The sequence below is a fragment of the Amycolatopsis sp. cmx-8-4 genome (assembly GCF_046548675.1).
GTDB lineage: Bacteria > Actinomycetota > Actinomycetes > Mycobacteriales > Pseudonocardiaceae > Amycolatopsis.
Window position 1 is genome coordinate 1 of sequence record NZ_JAEBDZ010000027.1, and the last position, 19871, is coordinate 19871.

Consider the following 19871-nt stretch of genomic DNA (forward strand, 5'->3'; position numbering starts at 1 on the left):
CCCCCCCCCCCCCCCCCCCCCCCCCCCCCCCCCCCCCCCCCCCCCCCCCCCCCCCCCCCCCCCCCCCCCCCCCCCCCCCCCCCCCCCCCCCCCCCCCCCCCCCCCCCCCCCCCACCCCCCCCCCCACGGCCGTGGACTCGCGGATCACCAGGGTTGTCGGCACCACCAGGGGTGCGCTCGGCGACGGCGCCCCGGCCAGCTGGGCGATCAGCTGCCGGGCCGCCGTCTCGCCCATCGCACGCAGGGGCTGGCGGACCGTCGTCAGCGGCGGCTGGGTGTGCGCCGCGAGGGGGATGTCGTCGAAGCCGATCACGGCGACGTCCGCCGGCACCGCGCGCCCGGCCTTCCGCAGCCCGCTCAGCACACCGGCCGCCGTGAGGTCGTTGTGCGCGAAGACCGCGTCGAACTCCGGGCCGGTCTCCAGCAGCTGCAGGATCGCGGCTTCCCCGCTTTCACCGGTGAAGTCGCCCTCGATGATCAGCCGCAGGTCGAGGTTCCGGCCGGCTTCGAGGATGGTGTCGCGGAAACCGTCGAGCCGGTCGCTCGTGCAGCCGAAGTCGCAGGGCCCGGTCACGGTGGCGAGCCGGGTGCGGCCGGTTTCGAGGAGGTGACGGGCCGCGTCCACGCCGCCCTGGCGGTTGCTCGTGCCCACCGAAGGGAACGAAGGCCGCCGGCCGCGATCGTCGATCACCACGACCGGGAGCCCGGAGTCGTGCAGCACCCGCAGGTGCCGCACCGCGTCCGGGGGTTCGACCAGGAGCAGCCCGTCGAACGCCTTCGCCGACACCTGCCGCGAGAACTCCTCCAGCGAGTCCGCGCCGCGGTTCGCGGTGGACAGCAACAGGCCGTAGCCCTTCGACTCCACGACGTCGGCGACGCCTTGGAGCACCTCGCCCATCCACGGCCAGGTCAGCCCGGGCACCAGCATCCCGACCGTGCGGGTCACCCCGCGCGCCAGCCCGACCGCGCCGGCACTGGGGATGTAGCCGGTCGCGGCGATCACCTCGCGCACCCGGATGGCGGTCGCCGCGTCCACGTCGGCCTTGTTGTTGAGCACCCTCGACACGGTCGTCTTGCTCACCCGCGCGCGGCGGGCGACCTCGGCGATCGTGACGCGCATGCGACCTCCCGGCGGGTGCCTCGTGTGGTGCCAAGGTACTCGCCCCGGGCACCGTAGGAAATCGATCAGGTCCGGACGGACAACCGCGTGAGGCTCGCGTCGCCGCTTCGCCAGTCGAGCGTGCGTACCGCGAGGTACCGAACCGGGCCGGTGACGGCGGCGGTCGCCGTGCGGGTCCGGGCCGCCTTCGCGGCGGTCGTGTAGGTGACGCCGTCGGTGCTGGTTTCGACGGCGCAGGCCGGGACGCGACCGGACGTCCAGGCGAGGTCGGCCGCGGAAACCGGCCGTACCGCACCGAGATCCACGACCAGCCGGCCGTCCGGTCCCGGCCGCCACGCCGTCGCCGGGTCGTCGTCGACCGCGGCGGCGGGGCTCGACATGCCCGGGGGCAGGGGTTCCGCCGGGAACGTGACGGCGCCGAGCGCGAGGTCGGCCAGGGGGTAGGGCCGGACCTCCGGGACGAGGACGGGCACGGTCAGGCCGGGGATCAGCAGCACGGGCCGTGCGTGGCCGCCGTCCGGTTCGACCGTGATCATCACCGGGAGCCCGGACGCGGCGGTGAGGTCGACCCGGCCGGCATCGCGCACGACCGCCTTGAGCCCGGTCGGGATCGCGCGGCCGAACGTGCCGCGCAGGGTGAACCGCGGTGGTTCGATCCGGCCTTCGGCGGCCGCGAGCGTGAAGGTGAACGCGGTGCCGGTGGCGGCGACGACCTGCTCGCCGCGGTACAGCTCGAGCGCCGAACGGTCCTGCGGGAGGTTCGCCGTCCCGGTCGCCGCGGCGGCGGAAAGGTTGGCCAGCACGAGGAATCCGTCGGTGACGCTCGCGCGGACGGCGGCCGCGGTGGTGCTCGCGCGAGCGCGTCCGGCCAGCTTCGCCAGGCCCGCGGTGCCGGGGTACAGCTCGGCCAGCAGCGGCGCGGCCGGGCCGTCCGAGAGCGTGACGCTGGTGCCGACGACGGTGAGCGGGTTCGGCCCGGACACGACCAGCCCGGCCCGGCCGTCGACGTCGAGCCAGCCGCGGGTGCTGCTCAGCGCGGGCTTCGGGAAGCTCGCCACCGGCGTCCAGGCCGAGCCGTCGGGGGACGTTTCGATGCGGTAGCCGCGTCCGGCGGCGGCTTCCCAGCTCAGGACGACGCGGTCGAACGCCTTCGCCGCGCCGAGGTCGACCGCGAGCCAGCTGTCCGCGCGTGGCCGGTCCGATGTGGACACCGCCCAGCGGGTGGTCGCGTTGCCGTCGTTGGCGTATTTCGCCTCTTTGCTCGCGGTGGCCGAAGACGCCGACGCGGTGCCGGTGCGGGCCAGGTCCGGGCCGGTGCCGTCGTGGACCTCGAAGGCGTACAGCGAATAGCCGTACGCCGGATCCGGACGGACGCCGAGCATGCGGACGAACCGGGCGGTGACCGGCGTGAAGCTCAGGTCGTCGGTCCGCGGGCCGCCGGCCGGCGCGTCCTGGGCGGACACCGTCACCTTGCCCTCGGCCGCGGTGTAGGTGCGGTCGCCGTCGAGCCCGGGAACGCCGGGCATGGCCAGGTTGTAGACGGTGAACGCGCCTTCGCCGCCGCCGATGCCGGTGCTCGCGTACACCGCGGCGCCGGTCGGCAGGGTGGCGAACGCGGCGTAGCCGGTGTCGAAGCGCAGCACGCCGAAGGTGCCGTCGAAGCCGTCCCGGACGCGCGTCCACGTCGTGGCGTGGCGTTCCCGGACGGCCAGGTTCGACGCGGGCAGCAGCATCGGCGTCGCACCGCCGAGTGCGAACAGCCAGTCGTCGTGGTGGGGCTGCCAGGCGAACTTGACGAACCCGGCCTTGCTCACCGTCGCGGCCCAAGCGGCGGGGGAGCGGTGGGCGAGCAGCCCCGGCCCGGCGCCGAAGTCGGCGACGCCGGCGGCGTGCGCGTCGAATTCCGTCCCGCTCACCGGGACGACCGGGCCGCCGTGCGCGGCGCGCCACTCGTGCAGCAGGTAGCTGATGGCGACCTCGGCCCGCGCCTCCGGCTCGTACTTCGGTTCGCCGGAGAACTTCGTGATCCGGTCGGCGGGCGCGTAGGCCTGGTACGGCTCGAGCCGGGCGGCCAGGTCGGCCTCGGCGCGGGCGGCGTACCGGTCGCCGAGCACCTGCGCGCGGAAGGCCAGCGGGATGACGTCGCGGCCGTAGAGGTGCTCGCGGTCGGCGACCATCGGCATCAGCGGCTCGCCGGCGTCGCTGGTCATCAGCAGCATGGTGCGCCAGAGCAGTTCGCCGTTCGGCTGCGCGGTGAGCACCTCGGGCAGCGGCTTCCCGGCGAGCAGGAAGTGCATCGAGTTGCGGCCGGACGTGCGCCACAGCTCCTCTTGGTAGTGCGGCCCGAAGGAGCCGTGGTTCTCGACGAGGAACGTGTCGTAGAGGTTGGTCGCGGTGTTCGCGTTGATCGGGTGACCGTCGACGAGCCGCGGGTTGGCCAGGTCGGCGGCCGGCAACCCGCCCTCGTTGCGGCTCCACGACCCGAAAGCGTCCCGCCAGGCGGCGGCGCGGGCGTCACCGGGGGCCCAGGCGAGGGCGGGGGCGAGAGACTGGGCGTAGACGCCCATCTCTTCGAGCTTGGTGTCGCCGACGTGGCCGCCGAGCAGGCCGTTGGGCGTCCAGCTGCCGGACGCCGGGTCGTCCTCGGTGCCCAGCGCCGTGGTGTAGGCCGCCTGTTCGGTGGTGATGCGCTCGACGTTCGCCCGCGTGGCCGCGTCCAGGTCCGTCCACAGCAGACGCGAGGCGAGCAGGAAGTACGACTGGAAGGTGGTGTCGAAGAACAGCCGCCGGCCCCACTCGGTCCCGCCGGTGAGCAGGTTCGACGCGGCGAAGTGCCTGATCGTGTCGAGGGTGTGCGTCTTCAGGGTGGCCTGGTCGACCCCGGCGACGGCGGCGTCGTAGCCGTCGCGGGTCAGCAGCAGGGCGTTGCCGAGGACGACGGCGAAGGTGAAGTCCGTGGCCGGGTAGATCCCGGCCGTCTTGTCGAACTGCGCCTCGGCCCAGCGCGTGTGCCGGAGCAGGACCCGCAGGTAGGTCGCCGCGACGGCGTCCGGCGGGCCGCTCTTCGGCGCTCCGCCCGCCGCCGCTCCGGCGACACCCGGCAGCAGCCCCGAGGCCAGCATCGCCGCCGCACCGCCCGCACCCAGCAGGCCCAGGGCCCGTCGCCGGTTCAGCTCGCCCATGGTCCGGCCTCCGCTCTCTGACAACCTTGTCATCGCGGCGATTCTGGGACGGCCCGCCCGCCCCGGGCAACCCCGCCGGCCGATCTCGTCCGGTTTCGGACAAGGCCTGGGTAATTCGTATAACAACCTATACCCGCGCTGCCCGGTCGGGGATGACCTGGGAACTCCGTGAATGCCATTCACGGACGTGAACGGTGGGAGCAAGCTCACCGCCGGGCGCGGGCCGGGGCGTGTTGAGATGACAACGTGATCACGGACCCCGGGGTGCTGCTCCTGCTCGTGCTCGCCGGGGTCGGTGCCGGGCTGACCGGCGCCACTGCCGGGCTCGCGTCGCTCGTGTCCTACCCCGCGCTGCTCGCCGCCGGGCTGCCGCCCGTCGTCGCGAACGTGACCAACACCGTCGCCATGCTCGGGACCACCGCGGGCGGGGCCGCCGGGGCGCGGCCCGAGCTCGCCGGGCAGCGCGACCGGATCCTCCCGCTCTGCGTCATCACCACGATCGGCGGCGCGGTCGGCGGCGTCGTGCTGCTGGTGACGCCGGCCGACGCCTTCACCGTGATCGTGCCGTGGCTGATCGGCGGGGCGTCGGTGGTGCTGATGGTGGGACCGCGGCTGCGCCGGCTGGGCGAAGGCGCCGAGCACCACGGCCTCAGGCCGGTGACCGGCGCGTTCGCCTTCGTCATCGGCATCTACGGCGGCTACTTCGGCGCCGCCGCGGGCGTACTCATGCTCGCGCTGCTGGTGTCGGTGTGGAGCCAGCCGCTGGCCCGGACCAACGCGGCGAAGAACCTGGTCACCGGGTCGGCGAACCTGCTCGCCGCGCTCGTGTTCGCGGTCACCGGCAAGGTCGACTGGACGGCGGCGCTCGCCGTCTGCCTCGGCTCCCTCGGCGGGGCGTGGCTCGGCGCGACGATCGTGCGGCACCTGCCCGCGACGCCGTTGCGGATCGGGATCGGCGTCGCCGGGCTCGTGCTGGCGGTCGTCCTGGGCTGGCAGGCCTTCGCCTAGATCCATGCTGACGCCGGGCCGCCGGAGAGGGCATGATCGGGCGGGTATCGGCGAGCAGGAGACCAGATGAGCATTGTCGGGACCAGGGTGGTCCGCCAAGAGGATCAGAACTTGATCACCGTAGGCGGGACCTACGTCGACGATCTGCGGGAGGAAGCGCTTTCCGGTGCCGCACACGCGGTGTTCGTGCGCAGTCCCATCGCGCACGCGCGGATCGGCGGCATCGATGTCAGCGAGGCGCTCGCGGCGCCCGGGGTGCTCGGCGTGTTCACCGCCGCCGACCTCGGGCTCGCGCCGCACGACGCCGGGCCGGTGAAGGAACCGTGGCTGGCCGACGGAATCGTCCGTTATGTCGGCGAACCCGTCGCGCTCGTCCTCACCGAGGAGCGCTACCAGCTGGCCGATGCGGCCGAGCTGGTCGACATCGACTACGACCCGCTCGACGCCGTCGCGAGCATCGACGCCGCGCTGGCCGGGGAAACGCTGCTGTACCCGGAAACGGGCAGCAACGTCATGCAGGTCCACGGCGCCGAGGAGTTCGACGACGCGCTCTTCGACGGCTGCGACGCGGTCGTCACGCAGACGATCGTCAACCAGCGCGTCGCCCCCGCGCCGCTCGAGGTCCGCGGCGCGTCGTGCGTGTGGGGCGAGGACGGCAGGCTCACCGCGTGGCTGTCCACGCAGAACGCCCAGATCGCCCGGTCGCAGCTGGCCGGCGGCCTCGGCGTCGGCGAGGAGGCGGTGCGGGTCATCGCCCCGGACGTCGGCGGCGGGTTCGGCGCGAAGATCGGCGCGGACCCCGAGGCGACCGTCCTCGGCTGGGCCGCCAAGCGGATCGGCCGCGCGGTGCGCTGGATCGAGACGCGCAGCGAGAACCTGACGTCGATGACGCACGGGCGCGCCCAGCAGAACACCGTCACCATCGGCGGGAAGCGCGACGGCACGGTGCTCGCGTACCGCCTCGACGTCGTCCAGGACGCCGGCGCCTACCCGCGGACGTTGTTCCTGCCGACGCTCACCGAGCTGATGGCCGTCGGCGTCTACCGGTTCCCGACGGTCGAGACGCGCAGCCGCGGCGTCGTCACCAACACCACCCCGATCGCCGCCTACCGCGGCGCGGGCCGCCCGGAGGCGACGGCCGCGCTCGAGCGGGCGATGGACGTCTTCGCCGCCGAGATCGGGCTGGACCCGGCCGAGGTCCGCCGGGTCAACTTCATCCGGCCCGAAGAGTTCCCGTACCAGACGCCGACCGGCGCGTCCTACGACTCGGGCGAGTACGCGACGGCGCTGGACAAGGTGCTCGAAGCGGGCGGTTACACCGAGCTCCGCGCCGAGCAGCGGCGGCGGCGCGAGGCCGGCGACCCGGTCGAGCTGGGCCTCGGGATCGCCGCGTACGTCGAGATCACCGGGGGTGACGGGGGCGGCGAGAGCGGCCGCGTCGACATCCACCCGGACGGCTCGGTCGTCGCCTGGACCGGCAGCTCGCCGCACGGGCAGGGCCTCGGCACGTCGCTGGCGATGCTGCTGTCGGACCGCCTGGGCGTGCCGCTGGAGAAGATCACGGTCCGCCACGGCGACACCGACGAGGTGCCCAAGGCGATCGGCACGTTCGGCTCCCGCTCGCTGCAGCTCGGCGGGTCCGCCATCCGGCAGGCGGCCGACGAGGTGATCGCGCAGGCCCGCGAACTGGCGGCCAACCTGCTGGAAGCGTCGGCCGACGACCTCGAGCTGGACGTCGAACGCGGCGTCTGGCAGGTCCGCGGCGCGCCGTCGAGTGCGGTGCTCAGCTGGGCGCAGGTCGCCGAAACCGCCGGGGACGGCAAGCTCACCGCGGACGTCTGGTTCGGCGGCGGCAAGCCGACGTTCCCGTTCGGCGCGCACCTCGCCGTCGTCGAGGTCGACACCGAGACCGGCAAGGTCGTGCTGCGGCGGATCATCGCCGTCGACGACGCCGGGCCGATCGTCAACCCGCTGACCTTCCGCGGCCAGCGCCACGGCGGGCTCGGCCAGGGCGCCGCGCAGGCGCTCATGGAGGTCGTCACCTACGACGAGGACGCCAACCCGACCACCGCGACGCTGGCGGACTACTCGTTCATCACGGCCGTCGAGCTGCCGGACTTCGAGCTCGTCGACATGGCCACCCCGACCGACCGGAACCTGCTGGGCGTCAAGGGGATCGGCGAGGCGGCGACGATCGGCTCGACGCCGGCGGTGCACAACGCCGTGGTCGACGCGCTGGCCACGCGCGGCGTCCGGCACCTGGACATGCCCACGACCCCGATCCGGGTCTGGGCCGCATTGGAAGACGCCCAGAAGGAGAACCCGCGGTGAAGGTCTCGATCGAGGTCAACGGACGGCCGGTGGCCGAGGAGGTGCCGGACCGGACGCTGCTGGTGCACTTCCTGCGCGACACGGCCGGGTTCACCGGCACGAACATCGGCTGCGACACGACGTCGTGCGGCGCCTGCACGGTGCTGCTGGACGGCGAGTCGGTCAAGTCGTGCACGGTGCTGGCCGCGCAGGCCGACGGCCACGCCGTCACCACCGTCGAGGGACTGTCCGGTACCGGCGGTGAGCTGCACCCGGTGCAGCGGGCGTTCCGGGAGCAGCACGGCCTGCAGTGCGGGTTCTGCACCCCGGGGATGATCATGGCGTCGGTGTCGCTGCTTGCGGACAACCCGAAGCCGACGCGTGAAGAGGTGCGCGCCGGGCTCGAAGGGAACCTGTGCCGCTGCACGGGTTACCACAACATCGTCAGCTCCGTGATGGACGCTTCGGGTCAGGAGGTGGACCGGTGATCCCCGCCGAGTTCCGCTACGAGCGCGTGTCCACAGTGGACGAGGCGCTGGCCCGGCTGGCCGAGCACGGCGACGACGCCAAGGTCCTGGCCGGCGGGCATTCGCTGCTGCCGCTGATGAAGCTGCGGCTGGCCACGCCGGAGTACCTGGTGGACATCGGGCCGGTCGACGAGCTGCGGTACGTCCGGCTGGACGGCGACGACGTCGTCATCGGCGCCCTGACGCGCTACAGCGACCTGGAGCAGGACCCGGTGCTGCGGGAGCACGCGCCGCTGCTGGCGCACGCGTCGGGGGAGGTGGGCGACCGCCAGGTCCGTCACCGCGGCACCCTCGGCGGTTCCCTGGTGCACGCCGACTCCGCGGCCGACCTCCCGGCGGCGATCCTGGCGTCGGACGCCGTGCTGGTCGCGCGCGGCCCGGCGGGCGAGCGCCGGATCCCGGCGTCGGAGTTCTTCCTCGGCCCGTTCACGACGCCGCTGGAGCCGGACGAGCTGCTGACGGAGATCCGGCTGCCGCGTCAGACGGGCCTCGGCTGGGGTTTCGAGAAGTTCACCCGCCGCGCGCTCGACTGGGCGATGGTCGGCGTGGCCGTGGTCGGCGGCAAGGTGGGCCTGGTCAACATGGCCGGGGTCCCGCTGCGCGCGTCGGCGACCGAGGCGGCCTTGGCGTCCGGCGCGTCCATCGAGGACGCGGCGGCCCTGGCGGCCGAGGACACGAACCCGCCGGACGAGCCCCACGCGACGGCGGAGTACCGCCGCCACCTGGCGCGCGTCCTCACCCGCCGTGCCCTCACCCAGGCCGCCGCTCGCTCCTGAAGTCCGTGAATGGCACATCGAGGGACTCAGAGTCCCTCGATGTGCCATTCACGGCTGGTGATCGCGACGGCCGATTTCCGCCAGCGAGGGCAGCGGGCGGGGCGCGAGGATGGACGGCGTGAAGACGGAAACCCTTGCGCACACGCCCATCGAGCCCGGAATCCTCTACTTCGGCACCCCCGTGGTGCTGATCTCGAGCACCAATGAGGACGGTTCGGCCAACCTCGCCCCGATGTCGTCGGCGTTCTGGCTCGGCTGGCGCGCGATGCTCGGGCTCAGCGCGCGCTCGCACACCACCCACAACCTGCTGCGCACCCGCGAATGCGTGCTCAACCTGCCCTCCGACGCGCTCGCGGCGCACGTCGACCGGCTCGCCATGACCACCGGCTCGGACCCCGTGCCGCCCGGGAAGCAGCAGCGCGGCTACTTCCACCTCGCGGAGAAGTTCGAACGGGCCGGGCTGACGCCGGTGGCGTCGGAGACCGTGGCGCCGCCGCGCGTCGCCGAATGCCCGGTGGCGATGGAGGCGGTCGTCGAGGCCGTGCACCCGGTCGCGGACGCCGACGAGCGGCAGCGCGGCGGGATCGTCGCGATCGAGGTGCGCGTGCAGCGCGTGTTCGTGCACGACGATATCCGCCTGCCCGGCAGCGACGACCGCATCGACCCGGACGCCTGGCGGCCGCTGATCATGAGCTTCCAGAAGCTGTACGGCCTCGGCCCGCAGGTCCACCCGTCGACGCTGGCCCGGATCCCGGAACGGCTCTACCGCGGCCCGGACATCGACCGCGCCCGTGACGTCACGTCGCGCTCAGCTGCTTCAGCAGGGGAGCGAGCGTCGTGATCCCCGCGGTCACGGCGGCGCGGCCCTTCGCCGAGCCGACCGGCGGCTGCTGGGTCAGCAGCACGACGACGTAGCGGTCGTTGACGACACCCGTGGTGTTCAGGACCAGGGCGTCGCGCAGGATCATCCAGCCCTGCTTGACCTGCCACGACGTCCCGGGCAGCCCGTCCGGGATGCCGAAGTACTGGTCCCAGCCGTCGTCGGCGGGGTTGCGGGCGTCGCCGAGCGCGGTGAGCAGCGGCTGCGCAACGTCGTCGGGCACGGTGTCCTCGAGGAACTCGTAGGTCGCGACGACGTCGGCGGCGCTCGTCCTGGCCATGCCCCACTGGGTCGGGTCGGCCGGCGGGGTCGTGTGCGTGAGGCCGATCAGGCCCGCGGTGCGGGTGACGATCTCGTTGCCGCCGTTGCGTTCCCAGAGCTGCGACGCGATCGCGTCGTCGCTGCCGGCGAGCATGTCGGTCAGGTCGTCGACCGTGCCGGCGTCCGGGAGCGCCCAGCCGCCGTCGGTGCCGCGCACCTCGTCGATGGCGATCAGCAGCTTCACCACCGAAGCCGTGTAGTACGGCGTGTCGCGGTCCAGCGAGGCCAGCTCCTTTCCGGACTCCCGGTCGAAGAGGACGAACCCGACATCCGTGCCGCGCGAGGCGGCGGTCACGGCGTCCGCGACCCCGTCGGCGACGCCGGTGAGGTCGGGGTAGGGGACCGCGGTGGTGCTCGGCGCCGGCGGCCCGACCTCGGTGTCCTGCGGCGGATCCGGGGCCGTCGTGGTGCTCTGCGCGGCCGGCGTGACCGCCTGCCCGCAGGCCGCCACGAGCAGGGTCGCGGCGAGCGCGGAGGTGAGGCCCAGGTCCCGGATCGGTCTTCCCATGCCTGGTCAACGCCTCGCGGTACCCGTCCGGCAGCGTATTCCACCTGTCCGTTCGTTGTGTCTTGCTGTGCGGACGCTGTGGCCCCGCGCCGGCGGGTTGCGTGGTGACCGCGGGTCACGGCCGCGGAATCCGAGTTCGGCCGGGTCCGCGACCGCGGTTTGCGGGGGCCGGCCCGGCCGTCGAGCGGCGGTTCGCGTGGCGAAGCGGATTGCCCGGCGGCGGGAACCGGTGCGCCGGGCCGGATCACCGCACTCGTGAGGCGCACCGACCGGCCCGGCCGCGGGGGATCGGTGGTGTGGCGAGTCCCACCGCCCGCCACCCATCGGGACGGCGGCGGCCGGGTACCCGCCCGGCGTAGCGTCGCAGGCGTGGACGACGTGCGGATCCTGGTGGTGGGTGCCGGTGCGACCGGCGGGTACTTCGGTGGCCGGCTGCTGCAGGCGGGTCGGGACGTGACGTTCCTCGTCCGGCCCGGGCGGGCGAAGCTGCTGCGGCAGCGCGGGCTGCGGATCGTCGGGCTCGGCGAAGAGACCGTGCTCGACCCGCCGCTCGTGGAAACCGGGGCCCTGGACGAAACCTACGACCTCGTGCTGCTCGCGGTGAAGGCCACCGCGCTGAGGAGCGCCATCGACGATTTCGCGCCCGCCGTCGGCCCGGGAACGCTGATTCTGCCGTTCCTCAACGGGATGGCGCACATCGACGCCCTCGCCGCGCGCTTCGGCGACGCGGCGGTTCTGGGCGGTGTCGCGAAAGTCGTGACCACGGTGGACGACGACGGCGACATCCGGCGGCTCGGGCCGCTGCAGAACCTGACCTACGGCCCGCGCGTCGAACCCGTCCCGCCGCGATTGTCCGACGTGGACGCGGCGCTGACCGGCGCGGGCTTCCCGGCGGCCCGCGACGACGCGATCACCGGGGCCATGTGGGCGAAGTGGGTGTTCATCGCGTCCATCGGCGGGGTGAACAGCCTGATGCGCGGCACGACCGGCGACGTCGTCGCGGTGCCCGGCGGCGCGGAGTTCGCCGAGGCGGTCGTGGCGGAGGCCGCGGCCGTCGCCGAAGCCGCCGGATATCCCGTGCCCGCCGCGGATCTCGAGGCGACACGCCGAACGGTGACCGACCCCGGAACGGGTGGTTCTTCGCTGTATCGAGACCTTCTCGGCGGTCACTCGGTAGAGGGAGACCAGATCTTCGGCGATCTCACCGCGCGTGCCCGTGAGCTGGGCGTTTCCGTGCCCCTGCTGGATCTCATCACTCTGCAGCTTCGCGTGCACAACCACCGCATCGGGTGATACGGCCACCGTGGGCGCCTTGCCCGCCCAGGACAGGGATCGTGGTCTTTCGGGCATCCGGGTGGCGGTGCCGAACCCCGATCATGCGGCACTGCTACTCTTCGTAAGGGAACTTGCTTGAAGGTTTGACGTCTTGGATGTCCGGCGTTTGCGGTTGACTGAGTGGAATCAGGCGAGGGGAAATGGCGGACAGGTTCGAGTTCGTCCTCGAGGTCGTCGAAGCCCTGGTGGTCGGGCAGGCGACCGGTGGCGATGTCCGGCGGTACCCACTGCGGGCCGGGTATCTCCCGGCCGATCCGGTGCGGTTCGTCCACGTCGCCCGGCGGGTCTACGACGCGCTCGAGGAGCGGCGTCTTTCGGTGTCGGGTGAGCTGCACCCGGGTGTGCGCACGGCTTTCGAGCTGCTGGCCAGCCCGCGCGTGTCGGTCGCGGTGAGCGGGATCGACGGCCTCGGCGCCGACGTCGCCGTCCTCGTGGTCACCGACGGCGCGCAGGCGCTCGGCGTCACCCAGGCCCCGGACACCGACGAGCTGCTGTTCTCGCTCTTCGCGGACGAGGACCTGGTCGAGGTCGTCACCGGCGTGCTGCCCCCGGCGCCCGCCGCGACGACCGGCAGGCACGTCGTGCACCGCGCCGCCGGCCGCGAGGTCTCGGCGATGGCGGCCAAGCGGCGCGCCGACGCGGAGTTCGAAGAAGAAGAGACCGACGCCTTCGGCATGATCGAGGTCAAGGCCGTGGTGCGGCCGGGCCGCCGCCCGCCGGCCCGGCCCTCGTCCGACGTCGCCGTGCTGGAGCGCGTGCTCGCCGAACCGCGCCTCGGCGGCGGTCACATCGCCGTCACCGCGCAGAGCCGTCGCGGCGAGCGGCTCGCGGGCGACCCGCTGAGCTGGCTGGACACCGCCGACGGCCGCTACCTCGTGCGCACCAAGACCGGCGACGCCGGCGAGCTGACGGCCGAGTACGTGCCCGCGGGCCGCGCCGAGCTGGCCCGCGCCATCCGCGACGCGATCGCTGCGGTCTACTGACCCGGGAAGGAACCTCCTGATGACCGACGAAGTGACGGCGGCGACCACCGACGCGCTCCAAGCGACCGAGCAGTTCCAGGCCGCGGAGACCCCGCAGCTGCAGGCGATGTCCGCGGTCCGCGTCGGCCTCGCCGGCGCCCAGCTGAAGCGGCTGGCCCAGACCGGCAGCTTCGCGGTCGACGACACCACCGGCAACCGGCTGATCGAGTCGCTCGAAGGCGTGCTCGAGTCGCTGGAAGCGCGCTGGTCGGCGTTGCAGCGCCTGCACGACAAGCCGGCGCTCAGCCGGACCGCGGTCGGCCTGTGGGTCTCCGGCCACATGGTGAACACCGCGGCCGACGACCACGGCCTGGTCACCCAGCTGCAGGCCGCGCGGCAGGAGTTCCCGACCTACATCGAAGCGATCAAGCTGGCGAAGCAGAACTACAAGACGCGGGAAGAGGAGACACGGGCCACGCTCGTCGCACTCCCGTCCGCCGACCAGAGCTGAGGGAGACCGTGGCACCCACCGCCGAGTCCGTGTCGGACCCGTCGTCCCCGGACTACAACCGGCGCAGCCCGCTGTACGACCCGACGGCGGACTCGTCGTCGAAGTACTACGTCGGGCCGCTGAAGACCGACGACACGCCCTCGGGCGACGAGATCCGCGAGATGGCCACCCAGCAGATCGACGACGAGATCCGGGCCGGCTGGCTCGGTCCGGCCGTCGACCCGGTACTGCGCGACCAGAAGATCCAGGAGCTGTACCAGCAGCACCTGGACAACTCGAAGAACGGGCTCGACGAGGGCCTGTCCATGCGCGAGACCGGCGAGCCGCCGCACATGCTGTGGAGCAACGCCAGTCACGAGCAGATGAACGACGCCATCACGCTGGACGCCAACCCGGCGACCGTCGCGGAGACGTCGGAGGAGTGGGTGCAGGTCGGCAACGACCTCGGCACCCACCAGAAGAACCTGGCCGACTCGATCACCGCGAGCACGAGCAACTGGCAGGGCGACGCCGGTGACGCCGTCCGCGAGCACCTCGCCGGCGTCGGCAAGTGGCTGGGCGCGACCGCGCAGGGCGCGACGCTCGCCGGCCGTCAGCAGGAGATCCACTCCCAGGCGCTCAACGAGACGCAGCGGCAGATGGGCGCGAACCCGCCGGTGCAGTTCGACCTGCAGGCCACCAACCAGAAGCTGCAGTCGATGACCGACCCGGTGCAGTACGCGTCGGCGGCCGGCGAGGCGATCCAGACCTACCGGGCGCAGCAGGTCGCGCGCGAGCACGCGGCGCAGATCATGACCCAGTACGACCAGACCATCGCCGGCGCGGTCGCGACGCCGAAGTTCCCGGCTCCGCCGAAGCTGCCGACCGCGACGGCGAGCGCGCGCACCATGGGCACCCCGATGTCGTCCGGCGGCGCACCGCAGGGCCTGACGGGCCGCATGCTCCCCAACGGGCAGCTGGACCCGAACGGCAGCACCGACCCGTCGCTGGCGCGCCTCCCGGCCGCTTCGGCCAACGGCGCCCCCGCCATCGACCCGGCCACCGGCTTCCCGATCGACCCGGCCACCGGCCTGCCCATTGACCCGGCCACCGGCCGGCCGATCGGCGGCGGGGCCGGCGGCAGCGGCGGGTACGGCGGCGCGGGCATCCCGGGCGGCGGCTCCGGCTCGGGGGGTTCCGGCTTCTCCGGCAGCGGCATCCCGGGCGACGGCACCGGCGGTTCGGGCTTCTCCGGCAGCGGCATCCCGGGCAGCGGCGCGGGCGGGTCGGGCGGCGGTGGCGGGAGCTTCACCCCGCCGAACTTCGACATGCCGGAGACCCCCGGCGGCGGCAGCTTCAGCGGCGCGGGCATCCCCGGCTCCTCGATCCCCGGCGGCGGCGACTCGACGACGTCGTCCGGCTTCACCCCGTCGGGCATCGGCGGTGGCGGCGGCACCGGCGGCGGCAGCGGGTACACCCCGCCGTCGTTCACCGTCCCCGACATCCCGGGCGGCGGCAGCGGTGGCATCCGCGGCGGCGGCCTGGGCGGCGGCTTCACCCCGCCCGGCATCGACCCGATCACCGGCCTGCCCACGGGCGGCGGGCTCGGCGGCAACGGCATCCCCGGTGGCGGCTCCGGCGGTAGCGGCGGGCTCGGCAAGATGCCGACCATCGGCCGCGGCGGCGGGATCAACGGCGAGAGCATCGCGAGCCGCCTCGGCGGTCTCGGTGGCATCGGCGGCGGCTCCGGCGCCGGGGGCGGGTCCCTCGGCGGCATCGGCGGCTCGGGCACCGGCGGTGCCGGGGCCGGCGGCGCGGGCCTGCGCGGCACCGGGGCGGGCAACCTGAGCGGCGGCGCCGCGTCGGGTGCGGCCGCCGAGGCCGAGGCGATGGCGGCGCGCAACGCGGCGGCCGGTGGCAAGGCCGGGGCGCCGGGCTCCCCGGGCATGGGCGGCATGGGCGCCGGTGCCAAGGGCGGCAAGAAGGAAGACGACAAGGAACACAAGTCGGCCGACTACGTCGAGAACGACGACCCGAACTTCTTCGACGGCGAGCAGGTCGTGGCGCCGCCGGTGATCGGCGACTGGAAGAACCAGGATTGGAAGTGAGCACATGACGGCGGGCGGCTTCGAGGTCGAACCGGACGACCTGGTCGCGCACGCGAGTCACGTGGACGGCCTGGTGGACCGGCTGAACACGGCGGTCTCCGCGTCCGACTCGGCGATGTCGGACCACGCGTACGGGTTGCTGTGCGCGTTCCTGCCGCCGATCATCCGTCCGACGGGTGAGCAGGCGCAGGACACGCTCAAGGCGTCGGTCGAGGGCGTGCAGGGCCTTTCGGACAACGTCCGGACGGCCGCGCAGTCCTACCGCGACGGTGAAGAAGGCAACAAGCAGCCGTTCGAGCGTCAGCTCGCGGCCGCGCCGCGAGAAGCTGAAGCGAAGGTGAATTCATGACGAGCCCGAACGGCTCGAACGGGCTCGGGGACCTGATGCGGGACCCCGACGAGACGATCCGCCGGATGGACGACTGGGCGGCCGGGTTCGCGGCCAAGGCCGAGCGCTACCAGGCGGCCCAGGCGGAGACCGAGCGGCTGCGGCTGACCGCCACGAGCGGCGACGGCGCGGTCAGCGTCACCGTCGGCGCGGACGGCACCGTCACCGACCTGACGTTCTCGAACAAGGTCAAGTCGTTCCCCCTCGAAGAGCTGTCGCGGGCGATCCTCACCACGATGCGCCGCGCGCAGTCCGGCATCGCCGAGCGCGTGGCCGGCGTGATGGCCGAGAACCTCGGCGACGAGGACCGCGAGACCCGCTCGGTCATGCTCGACTCGCTCCGCGGCCGGTTCCCCGACCCGGACGAGCCCGACGACCCGGCCGCGCCGCCGGCTCCGGTCCCGCCGCCCGTGCCGCCCGCCCCGGCGGCCGGAGGCACCGGGATCCCGCCGGCGCCGTCGGGCCCGCAGGCCTCGCCGCCGCCGGGCCGCCGGCCGGGCGCCGACCCGGACGAGCAGGACAACAACCCGTGGTGAACTGATTCGCCCCTGGACACGAGGAAGGTCACTCGGTGGCGAACCCGCTGGTCGCGGAAACGAAGGACTCGACCAAGGCCTACTCGGGGGTGTCGCTGCTGGAGTCGGCGGCCGACCTGAAGTCCGCGATCGAGTCGGGCGACTGGGCCTCGGTCGCGATGGGTGGTCCGCAGGCCGGGCCGTCCGCGCCGCCGGCGGCGGGCCCGTCCGGCTCGAAGCCGGTGCACTCCCCGGAGGACTCCCGGCCTTCGAAGCGCCCGCGGCAGGGTTCCGACGTCGACATGGACGACTGACGGCGGTACCGCCCCGGCCGCCAGCCGGGCGGTGTTGCTCGACAGTGGGCGCCCGGGGGTCGACACTGGGCCGATGACCGGCCTGATCACCGGAAGCCGTGTCCGGCTGCGGCCCGCCGCAGTCACGGACGCCGCCCGGTTCGAGGAGATCCTGTCGCATCCCGATGTCGCCCGCTGGTGGGCCGACGCCGAGGAGCCGGTGGCCGCCCAGGTGTCCTATCTGCTGGACCCCGACGAGGGCACCACGACCTACGCCATCGAGCTCGACGACCGCACGGACACCGTGATCGGCGTCGAGCTCGCCTTCGAGGAAGCCGACCCGCAGTACCGGCACGCCGGGATCGACATCGCCGTGCACCCGGACTTCCAGGGCCACGGCCTCGGCTCGGACGCCATCCGGGCGCTGGCCGAGCACCTGTTCACGGTGCGCGGGCACCACCGCGTGGTGATCGACCCGGCCGCGGACAACAAGTCCGCGATCAAGCTCTACCAGGCACTCGGCTTCCGGCCGGTCGGCACGATGCGCTCCTACGAGCGCGGGCCGGACGGCAGCTGGCACGACGGCCTGCTGATGGACCTGCTCGCCGAGGATCTGGTGCCGGTCGCCGCGATGGCCGGCGCGTGAGCACGCAGGCGGTGCCCGCCGCGCCCGGGCAGCTGCGGCGGGTCGCCGTGGCCAGCGCCATCGGGACCACGATCGAGTGGTACGACTACTTCATCTACAGCACGGCGACCGCGCTGGTCTTCGGCAAGCTCTTCTTCACGACGCTCTCGCCCGCGTCCGGCACGCTGGCCGCGTTCGCGACGCTCGGGGTGGGCTTCCTGGCCCGCCCGGTCGGCGGGATCCTGTGGGGCCACTTCGGCGACCGCGCCGGCCGCAAGGCGATGCTCGTGCTGTCGCTGCTCCTGATGGGCGTGGCGACGGTCGGCGTCGGCCTGCTCCCGACCTACAGCGCGATCGGCGTGTGGGCCCCGATCCTGCTCCTCGTGCTGCGGCTGCTGCAGGGCCTGAGCGCGGGCGGCGAGTGGGGCGGCGCGGCGTTGATGGCCGTCGAGCACGCGCCGGAGGGCCGGCGGGGCCGCTACGGCGCGTTCTCGCAGATCGGCGTCCCGGCCGGGCTGATCCTCGCGCAGCTGGTGTTCTTCGTCCTCGGCAAATCACTGACCGACGCGCAGTTCGCGGCGTGGGGCTGGCGGGTGCCGTTCCTGCTGAGCATCTTGCTCGTCGGCGTCGGGCTGGTGATCCGGCTGCGGATCGAGGAGAGCCCGGTGTTCGCGCGGCTACGGGACTCGGCCGCGCGCAGCCGGCGGCCGATGGTCGACGTCTTCCGCGAGCGGCCGCGGGCGCTGCTGGTGGCGTCGGGGAGTTTCATCGCCAACACCGCGATCGGCTACATCTTCCTCGCGTACCTGTTGTCCTACGGCACTTCCGTCTTGAAGATCGACCGCACCACGTTGCTGGTGGTGGTGATCGTCGGCAGCGTCACGTGGCTGGCGAGCATCCTGGTGACGGCGGCGTGGTCGGACCGCGTCGGCCGCAAACCGGTGTACCTCTGGGGTTCGGTACTGCTCGTGGTGTGGCCGATCCCGTTCTTCCTGCTGGTCGACACCCGCCAGACGGTGTGGCTGATCGTCGCCGTGGTGGTGCTGAACATCGGCCTCGGCGCGACGTACGGTCCACAGTCGGCGTTGTTCGCGGAGCTGTTCGAGCCGCGTTTCCGCTACAGCGGCGCGTCGTTCTCCTACGCCGTGGGTGCGGTGCTGGGCGGCGGTTTCGCGCCGTTGATCGCGACGGCGCTGCAGACCGCGACCGGGACGTCGTTGTCGGTGTCGCTCTACCTGGTCGGAGTCGCCGTGCTGAGTCTCGTGGCGGTGGCCTTCATCCCGCGTGAGTGATCACAGGCGGTCGAGGCGGACCGCGGCGGCCATCCGCTCGTAGCCGGCGTCGCCGGGGTGGAGGTGGTCGCCGGAGTCGTAGGCGGGCAGCATCCGGAGCGGGTCGGCCGGGTCGCGGACCGCCGCGTCGAAGTCGACCACGGCGTCGAAGACGTTGCTGGTGCGGATGAACCGGTTCACCGCGGTGCGGGTGGCTTCGAGGGTCTCGTCGTAGACGGCCCAGCCCTTGAACGGCGTGAGCGTGCCACCGAGGACCCGGATGCCGCGGGCGTGGGCCTGCGCGACCAGCTGGCGGTAGGCCGAGGTGATCGCGTTCGGGTCGGTCTGGTGCGGGTCCTGCTGGATGTCGTTGATGCCTTCCAGCACGATCAGCGTCCGCACGCCGCCGACGCCGAGCACGTCGCGGTCGAACCGGGAGAGCGCGTTCTGGCCCGCGCCGCTGCCCGGGACGTCGAGCAGCAGCCGGTTGGCGCTGATGCCGGCGTTCTGCACGCCGAAGCGGCCGTGCAGCCGGTCGGCCAGGTAGTCCGGCCAGCGGTGGTTGGCCCCGGTGGTGGAGCCGACGCCGTCGGTGATCGAGTCGCCGAGCGTCACCACGGTGGCTTCGGCGCCGCCCTGGACGTCGACGCCGGACACGTAGTGCCACACGGACGTCTGCTCGGTGTAGGGCGCGCCCGACTCGCTGGCGGTGAAGTCGCCGGCGCGGGTGAAGTACGACGTCTGCGCCGCGGCCGGGTGGTAGGTCACCGGCCCGGACTTCGTCGGCACGTAGGTCGTCACGAGCAGGTTGGCGTCCGCTGGGACCCGCAGGCCGACCGGGTCGCTCAGCACCTCGGCACCGTTCGGGACGACGACGCTGGGCGCACCGCCGAACGTCAGCGACCGCAGCGTGCCGGGGACGGCGTCGGCGCCGGTCGCCTCGACCGCGACGGTGACGTGCCCGAAGGTGACGGCGGTGGTGCCGAAGGCGTTCGACAGGTGGATCCGGGCCCGCCCGCCGCCGACGCTGGTGTGCACGACGTTGCGGATCGAGTAACCCGGGTAGCCGTCCGGGGTGTTCGGCACACCGGACGCGGGAGCCGCGGCCCAGGTGCCGGCCCAGCCGCCGACGGACTGCTGCGCGAGGGCCGGGACAGCGCTTTCCGGGTTCGCACCACCGGACGTCGTGAGGATGGCCAACCCCGCCAGGACGGCCGTGCCCACGGCCAGGAAGCGTCGCATGCCCCACACG

17 protein-coding genes and 1 pseudogene are annotated in these 19871 nt (G+C 73.3%); 14 read left to right on the forward strand and 4 right to left on the reverse strand.

The genetic code is table 11. The features are described from left to right. Both ACLJQZ_RS38360 and ACLJQZ_RS38365 read right to left on the reverse strand, forming a co-directional pair. A partial coding sequence (locus tag ACLJQZ_RS38360) for a LacI family DNA-binding transcriptional regulator (RefSeq protein ID WP_410625364.1) occupies window positions 1–1120 on the reverse strand: 1120 nt, incomplete at its 3' end. Window positions 1121–1185: 65 nt separating this feature from the next. Beyond that, window positions 1186–4335, reverse strand: coding sequence for a discoidin domain-containing protein (locus tag ACLJQZ_RS38365; protein WP_410625366.1), 3150 nt, complete (start codon window positions 4333–4335; stop codon window positions 1186–1188). 213 nt (window positions 4336–4548) lie between these two features. On the opposite strand from ACLJQZ_RS38365, the gene ACLJQZ_RS38370 reads away from it, so the two are divergent. The 5 genes from ACLJQZ_RS38370 to ACLJQZ_RS38390 all read left to right on the forward strand — a co-directional run bounded on the left by ACLJQZ_RS38370 (window position 4549) and on the right by ACLJQZ_RS38390 (window position 9764). Continuing rightward, window positions 4549–5310: a sulfite exporter TauE/SafE family protein gene (locus ACLJQZ_RS38370; protein ID WP_410625367.1), complete on the forward strand. Its 762-nt coding sequence runs from the start codon at window positions 4549–4551 to the stop codon at window positions 5308–5310. A 66-nt stretch (window positions 5311–5376) separates the two neighbouring features. Next, window positions 5377–7641, forward strand: coding sequence for a xanthine dehydrogenase family protein molybdopterin-binding subunit (locus tag ACLJQZ_RS38375; protein WP_410625369.1), 2265 nt, complete (start codon window positions 5377–5379; stop codon window positions 7639–7641). Next, the gene (locus ACLJQZ_RS38380) at window positions 7638–8108 is read left to right on the forward strand and encodes a (2Fe-2S)-binding protein (protein ID WP_410625371.1); all 471 of its coding nucleotides are present in this window, start codon (window positions 7638–7640) and stop codon (window positions 8106–8108) included. The genes ACLJQZ_RS38375 and ACLJQZ_RS38380 overlap by 4 nt, the downstream gene beginning before the upstream one ends. Further along, the gene (locus ACLJQZ_RS38385) at window positions 8105–8923 is read left to right on the forward strand and encodes an FAD binding domain-containing protein (protein WP_410625373.1); all 819 of its coding nucleotides are present in this window, start codon (window positions 8105–8107) and stop codon (window positions 8921–8923) included. Before ACLJQZ_RS38380 ends, ACLJQZ_RS38385 begins: the two co-directional genes overlap by 4 nt. A gap of 118 nt (window positions 8924–9041) precedes the next feature. Beyond that, window positions 9042–9764 carry a flavin reductase family protein gene (locus ACLJQZ_RS38390; RefSeq protein ID WP_410625374.1) on the forward strand — a complete coding sequence of 241 codons (723 nt, stop codon included), beginning with the start codon at window positions 9042–9044 and terminating at the stop codon, window positions 9762–9764. Here the strand turns inward: ACLJQZ_RS38390 and ACLJQZ_RS38395 are convergent. Next, window positions 9721–10632, reverse strand: a complete 912-nt coding sequence (locus ACLJQZ_RS38395; protein WP_410625376.1) for a hypothetical protein — start codon at window positions 10630–10632, stop codon at window positions 9721–9723. The genes ACLJQZ_RS38390 and ACLJQZ_RS38395 overlap by 44 nt on opposite strands. Before the next feature lie 369 nt (window positions 10633–11001). Here ACLJQZ_RS38395 and ACLJQZ_RS38400 point away from each other — a divergent pair, with 369 nt between their 5' ends. The 9 genes and pseudogenes from ACLJQZ_RS38400 to ACLJQZ_RS38440 all read left to right on the forward strand — a co-directional run bounded on the left by ACLJQZ_RS38400 (window position 11002) and on the right by ACLJQZ_RS38440 (window position 18683). After that, on the forward strand, window positions 11002–11925 hold the full coding sequence (locus ACLJQZ_RS38400; protein WP_410625378.1) for a ketopantoate reductase family protein: 924 nt from the start codon (window positions 11002–11004) through the stop codon (window positions 11923–11925). Window positions 11926–12107: 182 nt separating this feature from the next. Then, window positions 12108–12950, forward strand: a complete 843-nt coding sequence (locus ACLJQZ_RS38405; protein WP_410625380.1) for an ESX secretion-associated protein EspG — start codon at window positions 12108–12110, stop codon at window positions 12948–12950. A 19-nt stretch (window positions 12951–12969) separates the two neighbouring features. Further along, window positions 12970–13440 carry a hypothetical protein gene (locus tag ACLJQZ_RS38410; protein WP_410625382.1) on the forward strand — a complete coding sequence of 157 codons (471 nt, stop codon included), beginning with the start codon at window positions 12970–12972 and terminating at the stop codon, window positions 13438–13440. Window positions 13441–13448: 8 nt separating this feature from the next. After that, the gene (locus tag ACLJQZ_RS38415) at window positions 13449–15527 is read left to right on the forward strand and encodes a hypothetical protein (RefSeq protein WP_410625384.1); all 2079 of its coding nucleotides are present in this window, start codon (window positions 13449–13451) and stop codon (window positions 15525–15527) included. A gap of 4 nt (window positions 15528–15531) precedes the next feature. Then, the gene (locus tag ACLJQZ_RS38420) at window positions 15532–15876 is read left to right on the forward strand and encodes a type VII secretion target (protein ID WP_410625386.1); all 345 of its coding nucleotides are present in this window, start codon (window positions 15532–15534) and stop codon (window positions 15874–15876) included. Continuing rightward, window positions 15873–16451, forward strand: a complete 579-nt coding sequence (locus ACLJQZ_RS38425; RefSeq protein WP_410625388.1) for a YbaB/EbfC family nucleoid-associated protein — start codon at window positions 15873–15875, stop codon at window positions 16449–16451. The genes ACLJQZ_RS38420 and ACLJQZ_RS38425 overlap by 4 nt, the downstream gene beginning before the upstream one ends. A gap of 35 nt (window positions 16452–16486) precedes the next feature. Further along, on the forward strand, window positions 16487–16744 hold the full coding sequence (locus ACLJQZ_RS38430; protein WP_410625542.1) for a hypothetical protein: 258 nt from the start codon (window positions 16487–16489) through the stop codon (window positions 16742–16744). Between the two features lie 73 nt (window positions 16745–16817). Beyond that, entirely contained in the window at window positions 16818–17369 is a 552-nt protein-coding gene (locus ACLJQZ_RS38435; protein WP_410625390.1) for a GNAT family N-acetyltransferase, read from the forward strand. Beyond that, window positions 17366–18683, forward strand: a pseudogene (locus tag ACLJQZ_RS38440) (MFS transporter). The gene ACLJQZ_RS38435 and the pseudogene ACLJQZ_RS38440 overlap by 4 nt, the downstream one beginning before the upstream one ends. Here the strand turns inward: ACLJQZ_RS38440 and ACLJQZ_RS38445 are convergent. Continuing rightward, window positions 18641–19861, reverse strand: coding sequence for an SGNH/GDSL hydrolase family protein (locus ACLJQZ_RS38445; protein WP_410625392.1), 1221 nt, complete (start codon window positions 19859–19861; stop codon window positions 18641–18643). The pseudogene ACLJQZ_RS38440 and the gene ACLJQZ_RS38445 overlap by 43 nt on opposite strands. Window positions 19862–19871: the final 10 nt, after the last annotated feature.